This window comes from Argonema antarcticum A004/B2, assembly GCF_023333585.1.
GTDB lineage: Bacteria > Cyanobacteriota > Cyanobacteriia > Cyanobacteriales > Aerosakkonemataceae > Argonema > Argonema antarcticum.
In genome coordinates this window covers 5,995-22,259 of sequence record NZ_JAIQZN010000010.1, presented here as the reverse complement: position 1 = coordinate 22,259, position 16,265 = coordinate 5,995, and the positions used below count along the sequence as shown (strand labels likewise).

16 protein-coding genes and 1 pseudogene are annotated in these 16,265 nt (G+C 43.5%); 12 read left to right on the top strand and 5 right to left on the bottom strand.

Translation table 11 applies throughout. From position 1 onward, the window contains the following. Nucleotides 1-5 precede the first annotated feature (5 nt). A complete protein-coding gene (locus LAY57_RS06560) occupies nt 6-1,937 on the bottom strand; it encodes an AAA-like domain-containing protein (RefSeq protein ID WP_249065527.1) in 1,932 nt (643 codons plus the stop codon). Between the two features lie 384 nt (nt 1,938-2,321). Here LAY57_RS06560 and LAY57_RS06555 point away from each other — a divergent pair. Next, a pseudogene (locus tag LAY57_RS06555) lies at nt 2,322-3,149 on the top strand (Npun_R2479 family HD domain-containing metalloprotein); the annotation flags it as partial. A gap of 293 nt (nt 3,150-3,442) precedes the next feature. Here LAY57_RS06555 and LAY57_RS06550 read toward each other — a convergent pair. From LAY57_RS06550 to LAY57_RS06540, 3 genes are read right to left on the bottom strand one after another with little or no spacing between them, the layout of a single operon-like run. Beyond that, a complete protein-coding gene (locus LAY57_RS06550; RefSeq protein ID WP_249065526.1) occupies nt 3,443-4,099 on the bottom strand; it encodes a DUF4276 family protein in 657 nt (218 codons plus the stop codon). Between the two features lie 4 nt (nt 4,100-4,103). Further along, nucleotides 4,104-5,405: an AAA family ATPase gene (locus LAY57_RS06545; protein WP_249065635.1), complete on the bottom strand. Its 1,302-nt coding sequence runs from the start codon at nt 5,403-5,405 to the stop codon at nt 4,104-4,106. Between the two features lie 57 nt (nt 5,406-5,462). Next, the gene (locus LAY57_RS06540; protein WP_249065525.1) at nt 5,463-5,612 is read right to left on the bottom strand and encodes a hypothetical protein; all 150 of its coding nucleotides are present in this window, start codon (nt 5,610-5,612) and stop codon (nt 5,463-5,465) included. Between the two features lie 234 nt (nt 5,613-5,846). Here LAY57_RS06540 and LAY57_RS06535 point away from each other — a divergent pair, with 234 nt between their 5' ends. The 5 genes from LAY57_RS06535 to panD all read left to right on the top strand — a co-directional run bounded on the left by LAY57_RS06535 (nt 5,847) and on the right by panD (nt 8,867). Beyond that, nucleotides 5,847-6,125 carry a hypothetical protein gene (locus tag LAY57_RS06535; protein ID WP_249065524.1) on the top strand — a complete coding sequence of 93 codons (279 nt, stop codon included), beginning with the start codon at nt 5,847-5,849 and terminating at the stop codon, nt 6,123-6,125. A gap of 39 nt (nt 6,126-6,164) precedes the next feature. Further along, on the top strand, nt 6,165-7,124 hold the full coding sequence (locus LAY57_RS06530) for an Npun_F2552 family protein (RefSeq protein WP_249065523.1): 960 nt from the start codon (nt 6,165-6,167) through the stop codon (nt 7,122-7,124). A gap of 223 nt (nt 7,125-7,347) precedes the next feature. Continuing rightward, nucleotides 7,348-7,533 carry a TLTLP motif-containing protein gene (locus tag LAY57_RS06525; protein WP_249065522.1) on the top strand — a complete coding sequence of 62 codons (186 nt, stop codon included), beginning with the start codon at nt 7,348-7,350 and terminating at the stop codon, nt 7,531-7,533. Nucleotides 7,534-7,812: 279 nt separating this feature from the next. After that, the gene (locus LAY57_RS06520) at nt 7,813-8,322 is read left to right on the top strand and encodes an inorganic diphosphatase (protein WP_249065521.1); all 510 of its coding nucleotides are present in this window, start codon (nt 7,813-7,815) and stop codon (nt 8,320-8,322) included. 128 nt (nt 8,323-8,450) lie between these two features. Continuing rightward, on the top strand, nt 8,451-8,867 hold the full coding sequence (gene panD / locus LAY57_RS06515) for an aspartate 1-decarboxylase (protein ID WP_249065520.1): 417 nt from the start codon (nt 8,451-8,453) through the stop codon (nt 8,865-8,867). 411 nt (nt 8,868-9,278) lie between these two features. Here panD and LAY57_RS06510 read toward each other — a convergent pair whose 3' ends face one another. Further along, nucleotides 9,279-9,887 carry a molybdenum cofactor guanylyltransferase gene (locus LAY57_RS06510; protein WP_249065519.1) on the bottom strand — a complete coding sequence of 203 codons (609 nt, stop codon included), beginning with the start codon at nt 9,885-9,887 and terminating at the stop codon, nt 9,279-9,281. A 230-nt stretch (nt 9,888-10,117) separates the two neighbouring features. Between LAY57_RS06510 and LAY57_RS06505 the strand changes: the two genes are divergently transcribed. From LAY57_RS06505 to LAY57_RS06480, 6 genes are all read left to right on the top strand, one after another. Beyond that, complete coding sequence (locus LAY57_RS06505; RefSeq protein WP_249065518.1) at nt 10,118-12,385, top strand: DUF1796 family putative cysteine peptidase; 2,268 nt, start codon at nt 10,118-10,120, stop codon at nt 12,383-12,385. Between the two features lie 128 nt (nt 12,386-12,513). Further along, a complete protein-coding gene (locus LAY57_RS06500; protein ID WP_249065517.1) occupies nt 12,514-12,987 on the top strand; it encodes a type II toxin-antitoxin system VapC family toxin in 474 nt (157 codons plus the stop codon). A 3-nt stretch (nt 12,988-12,990) separates the two neighbouring features. Then, nucleotides 12,991-13,173 (top strand): hypothetical protein, encoded by a 183-nt coding sequence (locus LAY57_RS06495; protein WP_249065516.1) that lies wholly within the window; start codon nt 12,991-12,993, stop codon nt 13,171-13,173. A gap of 126 nt (nt 13,174-13,299) precedes the next feature. Continuing rightward, nucleotides 13,300-13,572, top strand: coding sequence for a UPF0175 family protein (locus LAY57_RS06490; protein ID WP_249065515.1), 273 nt, complete (start codon nt 13,300-13,302; stop codon nt 13,570-13,572). Between the two features lie 282 nt (nt 13,573-13,854). Further along, nucleotides 13,855-14,655: a hypothetical protein gene (locus tag LAY57_RS06485; protein ID WP_249065514.1), complete on the top strand. Its 801-nt coding sequence runs from the start codon at nt 13,855-13,857 to the stop codon at nt 14,653-14,655. 18 nt (nt 14,656-14,673) lie between these two features. Next, nucleotides 14,674-16,161, top strand: coding sequence for an acyl-CoA synthetase (locus tag LAY57_RS06480; RefSeq protein WP_249065513.1), 1,488 nt, complete (start codon nt 14,674-14,676; stop codon nt 16,159-16,161). The last annotated feature ends 104 nt before the right edge of the window (nt 16,162-16,265 follow it).

Genomic DNA, 16,265 nt, shown 5'->3' with positions numbered 1-16,265 from the left:
CATTTTTAATTTTTAATAGAAAGCCGATCGCCAAAATACTGCCGATACAACTCAAACCGAGGCGTCACCTCATTCCCGCGCAACTGCACCAACCCCAAACTGTGCAACTTAAACGCCAGCACCGACTCCAACTCCACAGGCTGACTTGCAGTAACTACCTTAGTAAATGCAGCCGCCAAATCTGGGTATTTTTGCAAATTCCACAAATGTCGCCGCAGATGATCGCCATAAATTCCCGCCTCAGTAGGCGCGATTTCCGCCAATTCTTCCAGCGTCAATTGTTGCTGAGCAATATGATATAAAGCCACCCGTACCAGATAAGGATGTCCTCCCACGATGCTCATCAATTCCTCAACCTGAGTAGCTTGCCAATTCAAACCGTGCCGAATAGCTAAATCGCTGACTTGCTGTCCGCTAAACTCCGACAACTCAATCGGCAAACCCACATTAAACGGCGATTGATTCACATTCAGCGGAATATAAACTTCCGTTGAATGTACCACCACCAGACGCAGCTTTTCCCAGAGAACACTGTCGGTATCGCTATAGCCAGCTTCCTCATACCAAGCTCGCAATAACCCAAAAAAATCGTCAGCAATATGGGGATATTGGAAAACGCGATCGACTTCATCCAAACCCAACACCAGAGGACTATCTATTTCTGGCAAAATACAATCTTCAAAATAAACAGTGCAATTATCTTTACTACCATAAGTATCAGTCCAATAATCGTCTACTTGACCTGGCAAACGCAGCTTGCGAGAAATCTTCGTACAAAACCACCGCAACAGTTCATTCAGATTAGTAAAAACAGCGGTATCTGCGTGTTGAAAACTCAACGGCACCGTGCGATATCCCTGTTCCTTTGCTTGATAAAGAATTCTCGCCATCAACGAAGTCTTTCCCATCTGCCTCGGCGCTTTAATTCTAATCAAAGCTCCTGGTTGCAAAATCGCTCTATAACATTGAGTTTCATGGGTAAGTCGCTCAACATAAAACGCAGAATGCAGACGCACTTGACCGCTTGGTAACTCTGGTTCTGCTACTGGCAAAGGCGAGGGAATTTTGGATTTTGGATTTTGGATTTTCGATTGTAGAGAAGTTTCATTAAACATCTCTACAATCTCAGTTTCCGATTCCTCCGAAATCTCCACACCCCATTCCCCATTATTTGCCAGCAAATTGAGAATTTCTTGGACAATAATTGGGGTGTCGTCTGGTGAAAACCAATCGCGCTTTCGAGTTCCACGCAGGTAGCTGCGTAAATCGTGGTTTAGCTGCAAGTTTGGCGGACAATCGATCCGAAGCTGTAGCACAATCGGCTTAGCATCTTGGCGGGTATCATGCAACTCCTTAATCCGTCGCAACTCCTCAATTACCATTTCACTAACCGCAGCTTCTGGAGATAGCAGGAGTAAAAAGTAATTGCACTGTTCCAATTCTAAATCGATTTGAGAAAGCCAGTCTGAATTGGGATTTTGATGATGAGGAGGAATTGCTGCCACATTAGCCATAAATGCTTTGTGTCCAGCAGCAGAAATAGCTTCATAAAACTGTCCCGCCAGACTAAAATCTAACTCCTGGCTGCGATAGCTGATAAAAACTCTCTCGCTTACCTCTTGCTCCCTTTGGTAGGGGGGATCTAAAGCTTTGCCTGGGGGGATGGGCGGATTGAATGACTGTCGCTCTACGGCTCTTTCTAAGGCTCCCCGAAACTTTTTTTTGCTAACTTTTTCTCCCAAGACATTGGAAAGTTTCTGCCATAACTTATAGCCAACGGATTTTTCTACATACTCAGGATTAAAAGGATATATCTTCTCGTAAGTCTGTCCTTGCCAAGACCCTATAAAAACTTCCCTTTCCAGATCGCTGAGGTATTTACCCGTCTTGGTATAAATTAAATTATCTACAAATTCTAAAGTTTCTTTAAGATCCATATTTCCCTTTTAACCAAAATTTAAAACTCTATACATAGCGCGATTATCTAAAAATGCTGTCTCTTTATGATATTTTATGAGGTTTCATGAGGTTTTTAAACATGAATGCAAACAAACTATTTAAAAAAATGGTGCTGGTTACGAAACCTTTACTAAATTTGTGAGTTTTTTTGGTTACTACTTCCGGAAATTTGAGTGAAACTAATGATAGTTGTTATCACCTCTGTCAGTTTGGATATAAATAAATGAGCAATGAAGAATAAAGGTAGGGTTAACCAGATTATCTGTCATACCAATAGTTCTCTCGTCAAACCACACACTACTAAACTTGACCACCTTAATTGAATACGTCTGCTGAACCTAAATTTTATCAGAGAAATAGCGATGTTGAATCTCACAGAGAGCATAATTAATACCTGCGTCGAACGCCTGCAAGCCGGTTACCGCAATACTTACGGCAACCTCAAACCAGACTATGCCGATGAAGTCGGCAGGGTTGCCAGCATGGCTTTGAAAAATATTGCCAATAGCAACGCGCTTTATCACAATGTTGAACACACCATCCTTGTGACCTTAGTGGGACAGGAAATATTGCGGGGTAAACATATTCGCTATGGTAGCGTCTCCTGTGAAGATTGGTTGCACTTCATCATCTCGTTGTTGTTTCATGACATTGGCTACGTCAAGGGAGCTTGTCTCCAAGATAAACCAAATGAAAGGTTGTATGACAAGGGAATAGACGCTGAGTTGATTTTTTTGCCACCGGGTTCTACTGATGCCAGCCTCACGCCATACCACGTAGACAGAGGCAAAGTTTTCTTTGAGGAATTTTTTTCCGCTCACTATCTGATTGACATTGAAGTAGTTAAGCAGAACATTGAAATGACTCGTTTCCCGGTGCCAGATGATGAAGAACATCAAGACACTGTTAACTATCCTGGTTTAGTTCGTGCTGCTGATTTAATTGGTCAGCTAAGCGATCCTCGCTACTTGGAAAAAATGCCTGCACTGTTCTACGAATTTGAAGAAACTGGTGTAAATACAAACCTGGGATATAGTAATCCTGATGACTTGCGTGCTGGCTATCCGAAGTTTTTCCGGAGTGTTGTCTATCCTCTTATTGAAAAAGGATTGCACCACTTGAAAGTAACGAAGGAAGGCAAGGAAATTATTGCCAATCTCTATAAAAATGTATCGGTGGTAGAGCAGGAAATTATGGACAAGACTTCCCATTTACCTGCGTCAGGATCAGACATTGCTCATCCGCAAAAAAGTGGTGTAAATAGAATTGAGCAACGAGTTGATTGGGATAAGCCCAATCAATTACTGAGTCGTAAATTAGACAATGTGCAAATTTTTGAGTTGAACATACCACCGCTAATCTTTATGGGAAGCGAGGCAGAAGTGGGTTATATATCCCATGATTAAGCTGAAAAAAGGCCAAAATCTCTCCTTGGTACTTGCTGCGAAAAGCGATCGCCTTTATCATACTAAGTTTTGCAGAATTACTGACCACTTAAGTATCGAAGCTTAGTTCGGAAATAACAGAAGCTTGGTGACTGATTCTTGTCCGCATCCATATATGGAGAGATCCTTTTAGCCCAAATTGATTTTTCTTTGCCAATCGCCTGTCCTCCAAGTTTTGACAAGTTTTGACTACCACCAAGGAACACTGCATCGGCTAACTTCTCCCACGTACCACAGATACTATCACTCATGTACGAATTTAGAATCGCATCTTTTGCACTTGGATAAGCTGCTTTCACTGCTGCTAAATCGCCTAAATACCAAGCCTCTCCTTCCTCAATTGCAATGCAGAACTGTGTCGCTGGACTAGGATTACATTTGTCCACTAGCTCCAGTAATTCTCTACGAAAATTACTTAAGCATCGATCGTCAAGATCGCAAATGATTATGAGAACAGCAGAGTAATCACTATGATAACCAGCAAATGTTTTCCCATAGCCTTGAATAAGTCGAGGAAGTTGGTCAAGCAGAATTCGCTTTTTGGGATCGGAGGTAGATTTAAGCCCTTGAGGTATGCGTCCTATTCCTTTGTAAGAGTGAACATTAAAGGTATGTTGATTGCCAATAATCTTTGGAACAATAATATCAAGAGCAGTTTTACCAGAAATGTCCTCAACAAGAATTTCAAAGTGCATGGACTTACTCGTTATCCCTGTTATCCAAGTAGTCGCTGTACCAAAGCCCACCAAGAGGTAAGCCTTCATTAACAAGATTTTCGATCAGAGGGTCTTCGCTGGCTCTTCTAATCGTAGAAAAACCATCTTTGCCCTTCTCAAGCACCCAAACCTCTTCCGGTGTCAGAGCATCTACAAAATAGGGTTGATGGGTTGTGATAAAAACCTGCGAACCACCCTTGCGCCCTGTCGCGTGTTCTCTAAATTCTCGCGCCAGAGTTTCTAAGAGTTTATGATACAGTCCGTTTTCTGGTTCTTCGATACATAAAAATGGTGGTGGGGAGGGGTCTTCTAAGAGAAGAAGATAAGCAAAAATCTTTAATGTTCCATCTGACATCTGTTGAGCGTAAAATGGATCTTGAAAACCCCGATCGTTGAAACGAAGAAGAAGCCTGCTATCTGGACTTTTTTCAGTGCTAATACGGTTTACACCTGGAATTTTTCCAGATATTTTTTCAAGAAGTGTTTTAAATTTTTTGGGATGTTCTCTCTCCATAAACTGAACTACATTGCTAAGATTATCGCCATGAATATTCAGATGCTTTTGTGGGCCAGCGAGCGGTAGACTTCTGGCTGCATCGGGTGTAAAGTAACTGAGATACCATCCTTCAATAAATCTACGAAATGCAGAAATTCTTGGGTGTTGTTTGAGTGAACCCAAAGTGGCAATTCCCAGTTTTCGTTTATCATCAAGTTCGACTAATTCAGTTTTTTTACTCTCCTCTTCTGCTTCACTTTTCTGTATTTTTTCTATTAACTTTGATAAATCAAAGTCACCTTTTTCTTCTTCAACTTGCTTACCTTCCTCTTCCCCTTTCCATGCTACACCTTTACCTTCATTGAGAATAAGGAAGGAAAATGGTTTTCCTTTCCTTTGTCCCTTTCTGCGTTGTCTGAGTCTTTCTTTTTTTACATAAGGTCTTCCGTCTGAGTCAAGATCTATTGCCAATTCATAGGTAATTGGTCGAGCGTTACCATCTTCTTTATAGTAGATTTGAAACTCAATACTTTCTTTTTTTCCTTGCGATCGAATTCTCTCAAATCCCCCACGACCGCGAGAATCACAAGCTTCCTCAACTCCCCCTTTCAAGCAATCTGCCAGAAAGCCAAAGGTATCAAAGAGTGTACTTTTTCCCACCCCATTTTTACCGATGACGGCTGTCATTGGTGTGAGTGGTTTAGTCTGCTGGGTGTTCCACAACTTTCCTAAGATAATATCGTGAAGAGACCTGTAATTCTTTACCCTAAATCCTTCTATCTTTGCCATTTTAGCACCTTTACTCAATTCAGACTTCATCCTATCCTATTAGTTTCAATATAATTCTTATTCTGCTTTGCGGGCTAGCAGTCGATCGCGCAAACCTTGCTGGTCAAACCTTGCTTGGTTTATTTGGCGAACTTCTTGTGCTTGTTGCTGACGCTGTGGCAAATATGCTTCCACACCTATGTAAGCTGTTACGATCGCAACAAACATTCGTATCTGCTGCAACCCTCGCTACATCAATGTTTCATCTGTACCTATTGTCTTGGCGACTAAAAAACCGCTCAAAGTCTCTTGGTACAATAGTTTTAAGCTTTTAGCCGGGGTAACTTCCGCTTAGTCTGCACAAACCAGTTTCTTAAGCCTTATTGAGAAAGCTGCAAGATGTGAGTAAAGCGATAATATGGTTTGATCCTGATAACGGCTGCAATTAAAGGAGATTTTGCTATGTCGATTCCAAATGGCTATACCCAGGTAACCTTTCATTTTATCAACGGTCAGACAGAAGCGTTTAATATCCCTGTGTCGCCAGAAGAGTTCGAGCAACAAATTACCAGCCTCTTAGAGAAACCTTCTTTTATTCTACATCTGCGAGATCAAACGGTTGTTGTCAGTACCGCCCAAGTCATGAAAATTGAGGTTAAGCCTCCTTTGTCTGGTCTGGAAGGAGAGGGCATTTTCCCCAATTCCGAGCGAGTTACAGCATTAACTCGCAGTGGCCGATAAACTGGCTGTAATCAAATCTACTCTAGGAGCGATCGCAAAATGCCACCTGCTGTTAGTTTAATTCAGGCCAACTCCTACGATTTAACCTCTTTGCGGGCATCCCTGGAAACTCTGCTCTCACCGTTCGGGGGAATGGTATCCTTTGTGAAACCGGGCGATCGCGTTTTGCTCAAACCCAACTTACTCACAGGCGCACGTCCCACCAAAGAGTGCGTTACCCGCCCGGAATTGGTTTACTGCGTTGCCAAAATGGTACAAGAAGCTGGTGGCAAGCCTTTTTTAGGCGATGGCCCCGCTTTTGGCAGTGCGTTGGGAGTGGCTAAGGCGAATGGTTATTTGCCTTTGATTAATGAACTTAATTTGCCGATAGTGGAGTTCCACGGTAAGCGGTACGAGACTGTCAGCGAAAAATTCAATCACCTGCTGCTATCCAAAGAGGCGATGGATGCAGATCTGGTTATTAATTTGCCGAAAGTGAAATCCCACGTCCAGCTAACGATGACAATGGGCGTAAAAAACCTGTTTGGTTGCGTCCCTGGCAAAATGAAGGCGTGGTGGCACATGGAAGCTGGCAAAGATGCAAACCGCTTTGGGGAAATGCTGGTGGAAACAGCACGGGCAATTAATCCTGACTTGACTATTCTGGATGGCATTATCGGTCACGAGGGGAATGGCCCCAGCGGTGGCGAACCACGCTTCTTGGGGATTCTGGCGGCCTCTCAAGATGTGTTTGCCCTCGATCGCTCTATCCTGTCCATCCTCAATGTTGACCCCAGCTTAGTACCAACTGTTGCAGCTTCCCAGCGCCAGGGCCTTTGTCCCGAATTAGCGGCAATTGACTTTCCGCACTTACGTCCGGCAGATATCCAGATTTCTGATTGGAAACTACCGGACGCGCTAGTACCGATCGATTTTGGCTTGCCACGGGTCATCCAGTCTACCTTCAAGCACTTGTATATCCGGTTCATCAAAGAACCGATGGGTGCTGATAGCCGCTAGTTGAGTGGCTCTTTAAGTGAAAATACTCAAAATCTTTGAGATTCAGGCAGCGAACAGCTGCCTAATCTCTATCTTTAGATAGATTTACGTCAAGATTGTTTTCTGGGAGACAGTCTACCTTAAACGAGTAGTTACAATTATTAAGTAGAGGGACTAATTGCCCCTTGTTTCATTCGTACTTTCAACTGAATTGGTTAACAATTTAGTTAACGCATCTTTTTTTATGAACTCTCCTGACCAGGCTGCCAATTCTCCTGACCATCCGCCGCAGAGGCTGGCAGATATCGTGGGAACAGTCATAGCTTTGCTAACCCTAACTTTACCCCTATGGGCGATCGCACACTACTCTTCAAACAAAGTCAAGGTTTTGCAACAGATCAGCTATCCGCTACCAATCCAAAGGGAGTGATATAGAAACATAGTTTAATTCAAGTCCAGGCACAGGTTTGAGTCTTAAACACAGGTTGTCCAAATAATTTTAAGGCATCGCGAACCAAACCTGTCTCCCCGAAACCAGCTTCTACACCAAGCTGGTTTTGTGCATCCGTAGTGTAGTGTGGGCATTGTCGGCCTTGGAGTATTCCACGGAAGACTTAGTAACCGATATTCCCCTAGAATGCTACACGGGGGTTGTCGAAACTCATCAAGAGTCGCACCCCGTATTTGCCGTAAATTTAGGAGTTCCACTGTGGACTTATCCCGCATTCCTGCCCAACCCAAACCGGGTCTGATTAACGTTTTGATTGAGATTACCGCCGGTAGCAAAAACAAATACGAGTACGACAAAGAACTGCAAGCCTTTGCCTTAGACCGAGTGCTATATTCTTCTGTCAAGTATCCATTCGACTATGGTTTTGTGCCAAACACTCTCGCCGATGATGGCGACCCCCTTGATGGTATGGTGATTATGGATGAGCCAACCTTCCCAGGGTGTGTGATTGCGGCCAGACCGATCGGGATGCTGGAAATGATCGATGGAGGCGATCGCGATGAGAAAATTCTCTGCGTGCCCGAAAAAGACCCGCGCTACGCCAAAGTTAGATCTCTTCAAGATTTGCAACCGCACCGCTTGGACGAAATTGCAGAATTCTTCAAAAGTTACAAAAATCTAGAGAAGAAGGCTGTCGAAATTTTGGGTTGGCAAGATGTCGATCGCGTAATGCCCTTGGTCGAAAAGTGCATTAAAGCTGTTAGCTAAAAAGGTTTACCTGAACTAGCTATTTTGTCATTAGTCATCAGTCATCAGTCATTAGTATAATTCTGCGAATAACCAATGACAAATGACTAATGACAAATCCAAAATCCAAAATCTAAAATCTAAAATCGATGCACCGATCGCTCCTTTTAGCCAAAATTCACAGCTGTACCATCACAACATCCAACCTCAACTACATGGGGAGTATCAGTATCGACGAAACTCTGTTGGATGCTGCGGGGATATTACCCTACGAACAGGTGCAGGTTGTGAATATTGCCAATGGAGAAAGGTTTATTACTTATGCGATCGCAGCACCGCGTCAGTCAGGCGCGATCGAACTCAATGGTGCAGCGGCGCGGTTGGGGATGAAGGGCGATCGCATCATTATCATGACTTACGGGCAATTCACCCCTGAAGAATTGAAAAACCACTCTCCCACAGTTGTCTTGGTAGACGAGAAAAACAGCCTTCAAGAAGTGCTTCGCTACGATGAACTCCCTAGCAGATTTGACAGTTACCCGGTTATTAACGTTAGCCTGACGTAGACACTTATCGATCAAAAAACTTTTATGGAAATTTGAATAACGAAATGTTTTTTGCCCGGTTTAAGGCAAAAACTTGTACTTTTTCAAAACCGCTTCAATTCGGTCATTTATTCTACTAATTCTCTGTTTAACGCATTCGGGGTCAATGGTAGCCCAAATGACGACTTTACTTGTATTTTTTTTATCCATTTGTGTTTGAGAACACAAAATTTACGTGACTTACATCACATTTTACTATAACCTGTAGCTTGCAAAGTTCATACTAGGGGTATATCCTACTTTAGAATTAGCTCTATCTAAGGGTAGATGTAGGGAGCATTTTTTAAGAACTTAAATTTTCTATAACACCGATTTAGTAGAGGCGAAGCATGAGGGCAGAAAATCTAGGTAGAAAGCGATAAGTTATAGCCCTCATGCTTCGCCCCTACTAGCTAGCAGATCGTTAGGTGTATTGCAATTCCACAGCATATCACTACACTGCCGATCCACTGGAATAACCTGGACAGCCACTTGTTCCAGCCAAGTTTGAAACGATCGCCCACCTCGATCGATAAAGTGCTGCAACTCTGGTAAAGCTTCCCGCCGATAAAAACCGCACAAAGGTTGCCAAAGTCGATCCTGCTTCGGTACAAAAGCGAAAACATCACTAGGTAATTGAGTTAACTGACTTACCCAACTCTCGATAATAATGGAGTCCAGTAAAGGTAAATCGCAGGCTAAGAGTAACACCCAATCAGCAGAGATTTGAGCCAGTCCCTCAGCCAAGCCAACTAGAGGCCCCTGACCTGGGTTAGACTCTAATAAAAATGTATACTCTTTTTTAACAATAGATAAATAGCGATCGGGCCAGGGAGTGAGAATATAAACCTGTTGACAACACTCATCTGCCACTTTACATACTTTTTCCAAAAGAGGTGTACCATCCCAAAGAATAAGAGCCTTATCCTCTCCCATGCGAGAACTTTTACCACCAGCTAGGATAACAGCAACAACAGAAGGTTTTGAGTTTGGACTTATCATAATTTATTGGTTGGTGAGATACTGAGTCCTGAGTGGGGAGTGGGGAGTGCAAACACAGTCCTTTTCTTGGTTTGAGCGGTCAATACTTTCCTAACATATCTGACTGTGGCTATACCAGAAACGGAAAAACGATAAATTCCCGCTTAAAGTGATCTCGAAGACAGACCTTGAGGATTACAAGTGATAAGCTGCTACGCAGCAAAAGCTGGCATCCAGAAGAGACATAATTTATGTATCGGTTCCAGGTAAGGGCGCACACGCAAAAGGGAGAATTCATCGGACTCGTCGGTTCGACTCCTGAGTTAGGAATGTGGGACGTAACCAAGTGCGTAAATTTATGCAGTAGTGGCGAGTGCTACCCTTTATGGTGGACAGACATTGAAATTAATGTTTCTTCGTCGTTGGAATCACCCGTTCCCCAAAACATCGAATACAAGTACGCGATCCTCCGGGCAGATGGTAGCGTTAAATGGGAAACTTTAACAGCGAACCGTTGGATACCGATCGAATCTGACCACCATTCATCCACCATAATTGTGGAAGATAACTGGTTCGGTGAAGCGCAGCCTTCTCCCTATGGATATTTTAAGGAGCCTACAGCCCAAAAGCCACTCACCAAAGGAGATCGGGGTCTGAAAATCGCGGTCATCGGCAGTTCTGTAGCTGTAGGATGCAATTCATGGTTGTTGCGGGGCTGGGCGTGGCATCTGGAGCAAGCATTGCATCAAAAATACGGACACATACTGGTGAATGTATCCGAAGTCGGTGCAAATGTCAGCACCACAATTGACAGGTTTCCCCTGGTAGTCGCGCCAGAACAACCGGATATCGTTATTATTGCCCTCTCTCTGGGTAACGAGGGGCTGGCTTATTGTCCCCCTCACCAACGACGGGCGGTGCAACGGCGTTTTGAAAGCGGATTGCAGCAACTGGTGAAAATGACGAAGGAATTGGGAGCTATGCCAATTCTAGGAGCAGTATACCCGAATGGGGATTATAGGTCTGAACATAATTGGCTGTTGCGAGATACCCACAACCGGATGCTAAGTTGGGGCCCTTTTGTGCTGAATTGGCTTGATGCTGTGGATGATGGGACGGGGCGTTGGAAACCGGGTACGTCGTCCGACCCGGCTCATCCTAACATGGCGGGTCACCGTTTGATGTACGAAGCGATCGACATCAGCCTCTTTGATGTAAGCAAAGACAAATTTAACAAAGAAAAACAACTTCCACAACATAAGCAGGAAGTACCAATTTACCGCGATAACTGGGGTTTCCACATCTTTGTCTCTCCAGAAGAGAAGAGTTTTCGGGTTATTAATACATCAAAACATACCTACACAATCGCTGCTTATTGGGAAGAACTGCAAGCAATTATTCAAAGCAAAGCTCGATTAATACCCGGTATTTACATTGCTAAGAATATCCAATCAAATAGCCTCCCCTTCTTTTGGGTGCGAGAGGATGGCAGGATCGAAACTATGGTGAATATCCCCCCAGCGGCTGACCTGGAATATCTCGCCGCCAATCATTTCTTTTCGCCAACAGTTTCGCAAACTTTATTCTACGATGGGCATCTGGGACTTCTCAAGGAAAGCGATTTCCTCCTGCGCGTTATCAACGAATCAGACCAGGAATATAATATCCATCCTATGTGGAAAGAGGTAGGCAGCGCCCTCAAAGAAATGCCATCGGGTGTTTATGAAGATCCGCTTTATCCCGACGCGCCGTTTCGCACTATGATGATTGGCAAGGACGGACTGGAAAGCCGAGTCAAAGTGCCGCCTAAGTCTTCAGTATTTTTCCAATACAAGTGTAAATTATCAGACATTAACCGAGTGGCGATTCTTCCTTTGGGCGATCGTTGTGCTGTTCGGATGCTTTTATACAAAATGGAATATGATGGGCCAGCCTTTCCTTTCGATCTGACTCGATCTACTAATCTTGGCGATGTCGCTGATACGATCGAGACTGGTTTTAACGATATGTGGAACCCCCACCTGTTGCACTACAATCATGACGAAAGGAGAATATACCACAGTAAGTGGACGGGGCTATCTTTCGCGCATGAAGTTGAGGATACAGACGATCCAGTAAACAATATGTTTCCTGTATATGAACGAATGCGCGTTCGTTACACGGCCCGATCGAAACGTTTCTGGTATACGCTAAGAAAGTGCGACAAGGTGCTGTTTGTTCGCACAGGTGTTACCGAGCGCGGTTATGTTATAGATTTGCTAAACAAGTTGGAATCAAAATGTCAGGGGAAGCCATTCCACCTTCTGCTAATTTCTCCGCAATCTTCTCAGGAATTTTTAGGACTTCCCAACGTGCGACATTATAATGTGGAGTTCAATCCCGATCGGATGTACGAGGATTTGGGATATTGGATGCACTGCACAGATATCATGCGTTCTATTCTCGAATCCCTTGAGGTGTCTAGCAAAAACCTGTTTTGGTGTCCGCCTAATCCCCCGAAGGATGAACCTCAAGAGTGAGGTTTACCCATAATTTGATAGAGTGGAATTTGAACAGCTTATTGTGGCGATCGCTCTATGGTATTTATTGATAATGGTGATGGTGCGATCGCTAGGATAAAATAGAGAAGTTAACAGTTTTATCTTGCATGAGTGAAACCATCTACATTGAAACCAGTATTTTTGGCTACTTGACAGCCAGATCGACTAAAAATATGATTCTTGCTGCCAACATTGAGGTAACGCGAGACTGGTGGGAAAATTATCGCGGAGCTTTCGATCTATACATCTCGCAACTTGTTTTAGATGAAGCAGCCTTGGGCGACGCAGAGATAGCTGCCAATCGGCTTGAAATCTTGCAGGATATGGAATTGCTGAAGCCGAGTGAGGCGGCTCAAGATCTGGTGATTCAATTTTTAGCAAGAAGTAACCTTCCAGATAAAGCTGCTAATGATGCAGCACATATTGCCATAGCTACTATCCACGGTATGGATTATCTTCTAACGTGGAATTGTAAGCACATAGCAAATGCCCAGATTCAGAAAAAGCTTACACAGATTTGCGCTGACTTTGGGTACGAGCTACCAACGATTTGCACACCTTATGAATTAATGGGAGAATAGGAAATGTTGACAAATGAAATTCTAGAGGAAATTTATCAATTTCGGGAAGCTCATGCTAAATCATTTAATTATGATGTAGCTGCTATGTTTGCAGACTGGCGCAAGAGAGAAGCGGAAAGTGGTAGGGAGTCAGTAACTTTACCTCCGAAGAAGAAGTCTAACAAATCGCTGCACCCGACCGCCTAAAAAGCTTATTGTGGCGATCGCTCTATGGTATTTATTGATAATGGTGATAGAGCGATCGCTCAGTTGATATTATTGACTAGATGTTGCTATTGATTAAGATAATCGAGAAAGTGAGGTAATTTGGCGATGAGTATCATCATTTCAGACGAAATCCTACAAGCATCTCAGTTGACCCCAAGCAAGTTTCGCCAAGAAATAGCAATATATATGTTCCAGACAGGTCGATTAACCTTGGGCTATGCTAGCCAACTAGCGGATATGCACCCTAATTCTTTTCGTGAACTCTTGAAGCAGCAAAATATTCCAATCTACTCCTACGATGTTGAGGACTTAATTATGACTTATATGCGATGTTTGCAGATTAGCGGAAGAAGCAAGCTGAAAGCGGAAGACAAGTAGTGTCGTTACCGCCAAAGCGACGGTTTAACAAATCGTTACACCCGACTGTTCAAGAAGCTGATTGTGGCAATCAAACGGCAAAATATACGATTGGGCTATGGAAATTGTTAAGATCGGGATTTTGCAGGTTGAGTGGTGTAGGTAGAGGTTGATACATTTGCAACTTTTGTGGTAATCTCATCAATGTACTGTACCGCACTTGCGGCACAATATATGCTTAGGTTGCTAGGTCTAGTTTCAAAGGTCTATAGTATGCTCGGTCTTAACTCGAATATCTTTTGGATGATACATCGTGTTCACACAACTTTTGCAGATGATCTTGGGAACTTAAAAAGGGGTTATGGCACTGGTTTTTGGCTAACTTACAGCCAAGATAAAAGTATCTTTGTTACTAACAAACATAATGTTGATCCGTCTATAAAATTTCCCGATAAGCCTGCACTTCGGCTCCATGAACTTTCCATAGAATTACGGCATTACGAGTCAGGTCTACCAACAGAATATACAGAATTTTTTATCATAGATAACATAAAAGATTGTTTGTTTTCTTCCTCAATCGCTGACTGTTCCATCCTCGTTGAACCAAAATTTTCCAAGCAAACTCCTTCCGACCCGAATAGAGGAATTCTTAAGGCGGAAGATCTCATTAGCGAGACAATGTTTTTCAATAATCTAATTATTGGCCCTATGGAAACTGCCTTCTTTGTTGGCTTTCCTGGTAGTGATGGCAGGCACTGGTGGGATGAGAAATGGAAGCTTCCAATAGCTCGTCAATGTACGGTAGCTTCTCTGCCACAGATATCGTTCACTAACGACGAAATAAAGACTTGTGATGTAATTCTTGTATCAGGATTGTCATTTTCTGGTTCAAGCGGTAGCCCAGTTTTCTTAGCAGCGAGAGGATTTCGTCCTGGTGGGGATATTGATGATCCAACTTGGCGGCCTGCACTTCTTGCAGGAATCATGTCTGGTCATTTCTGGGAACCGACATCTGTACCACGAATGTTTCAGCAGCATTCTGGACTTTCCTATATGACCCGTTCAACTTCTATCTTGCATCTTCTAAAAGAGATAGGTGTGTAAATCATAAGGTGAAATAACGTGAATCTACCACCGATCGATCGCGCTAACCAAAACCAAAACAAAATCGCCATTGTCGCCACTGAAGGAGCATTTACATATCATAATTTGCTCCAAAGTTCTGCTCAAATTGCTACCAAACTTCTGGATAATATAGAAGATTTACAAGAGCAGCGAGTTGCTTTTCTCATTCCTTCGGGATTTCAGTATGTCGCTACACAATGGGGGATTTGGCGTGCGGGTGGGGTGGCGGTACCTTTGTGTGTAGGGCATCCAAAACCTGAGTTAGACTATGTAATTGCAGACTCAGGCGCATCAATTATCATTGCTCATCCAGATTTCGAGGCTTTATTGGGTCCGATCGCAAAAGAGCGAAATTTGCGATTTATCCTCACTTCGGAAACTCTCCCTGAAGTTGGTTTACTCCCAGAAATTGATATCGCCAGACGAGCCTTAATCCTTTATACTAGCGGCACAACTGGTAAACCCAAGGGTGTAGTTACCACACATCACAATATTCAAGCTCAAGTGACTAGCTTGGTTTCCGCTTGGGGATGGACATCAGACGATCGCATTTTGCACGTCCTGCCGCTTCACCACATTCATGGGATTATTAATGTGCTAACTTGCGCCTTGTGGAGTGGTGCTGAGTGCCATATATTACCTAAATTTGATGCTCAAATAGTTTGCGATCGCATGATTCGTGGTGACTTAACCCTATTTATGGCTGTACCGACGATTTATGTCAAGCTGATTGCAGCTTGGGAAGCCGCAGATAGCGAACGCCAAAAAAGGATATCCGATGGCTGTGCTAAAATGCGTCTGATGGTTTCAGGCTCCGCAGCTTTACCCGTCCAAGTATTAGAAAAATGGCAAAGTATCAGCGGTCATTTTCTGCTCGAACGCTATGGTATGACGGAAATTGGTATGGCTTTATCTAACTCTTTACATGGTGAAAGATTCGCGGGATATGTTGGCAAACCCTTACCTCAAGTTGAAGTTAGATTAGTGGATGAAAATGGCGATTTAGTTTCTCCGGGAACGCCAGGAGAAATACAAGTCAAAGGGCCAGGAGTTTTTCTGGAATATTGGCAAAAACCGGAAGCAACAGTAAAAGCTTTCCGCGACGGTTGGTTTTGCACCGGCGATTTCGCAGTCGTTGAAAATGATAATTACCGTATCCTGGGTCGAATTAGCGTGGATATCATCAAAACTGGAGGTTATAAAGTTTCGGCTTTGGAAATTGAGGAAGTGCTGCGAACTCATCCAGATATTCAGGACTGTGCAGTTGTTGGGGTTGCCGATCTAGAATGGGGTGAGAGAGTTTGTGCAGCTTTGGTATTGAAATCGGGAACTTATTTGACTTTGGAAATTCTCAGAATTTGGGCAAAAGAAAGACTGGCTACCTACAAAGTTCCCACCCAAATTCTGGCTGTTGAAGAACTACCGCGCAACGCGATGGGGAAAGTGACTAAGCCTAGCGTGGCGAAGCTATTTCACTTATCCTAATGTCGATCGTGGAATCTTGCAAAGAAGAAAGAGGATTGCGATCGCCCATAATAAAAATTTTCAGGTATGTTGTTGCGCTTCAGCGCTCTTTAAGATAGCGCTGA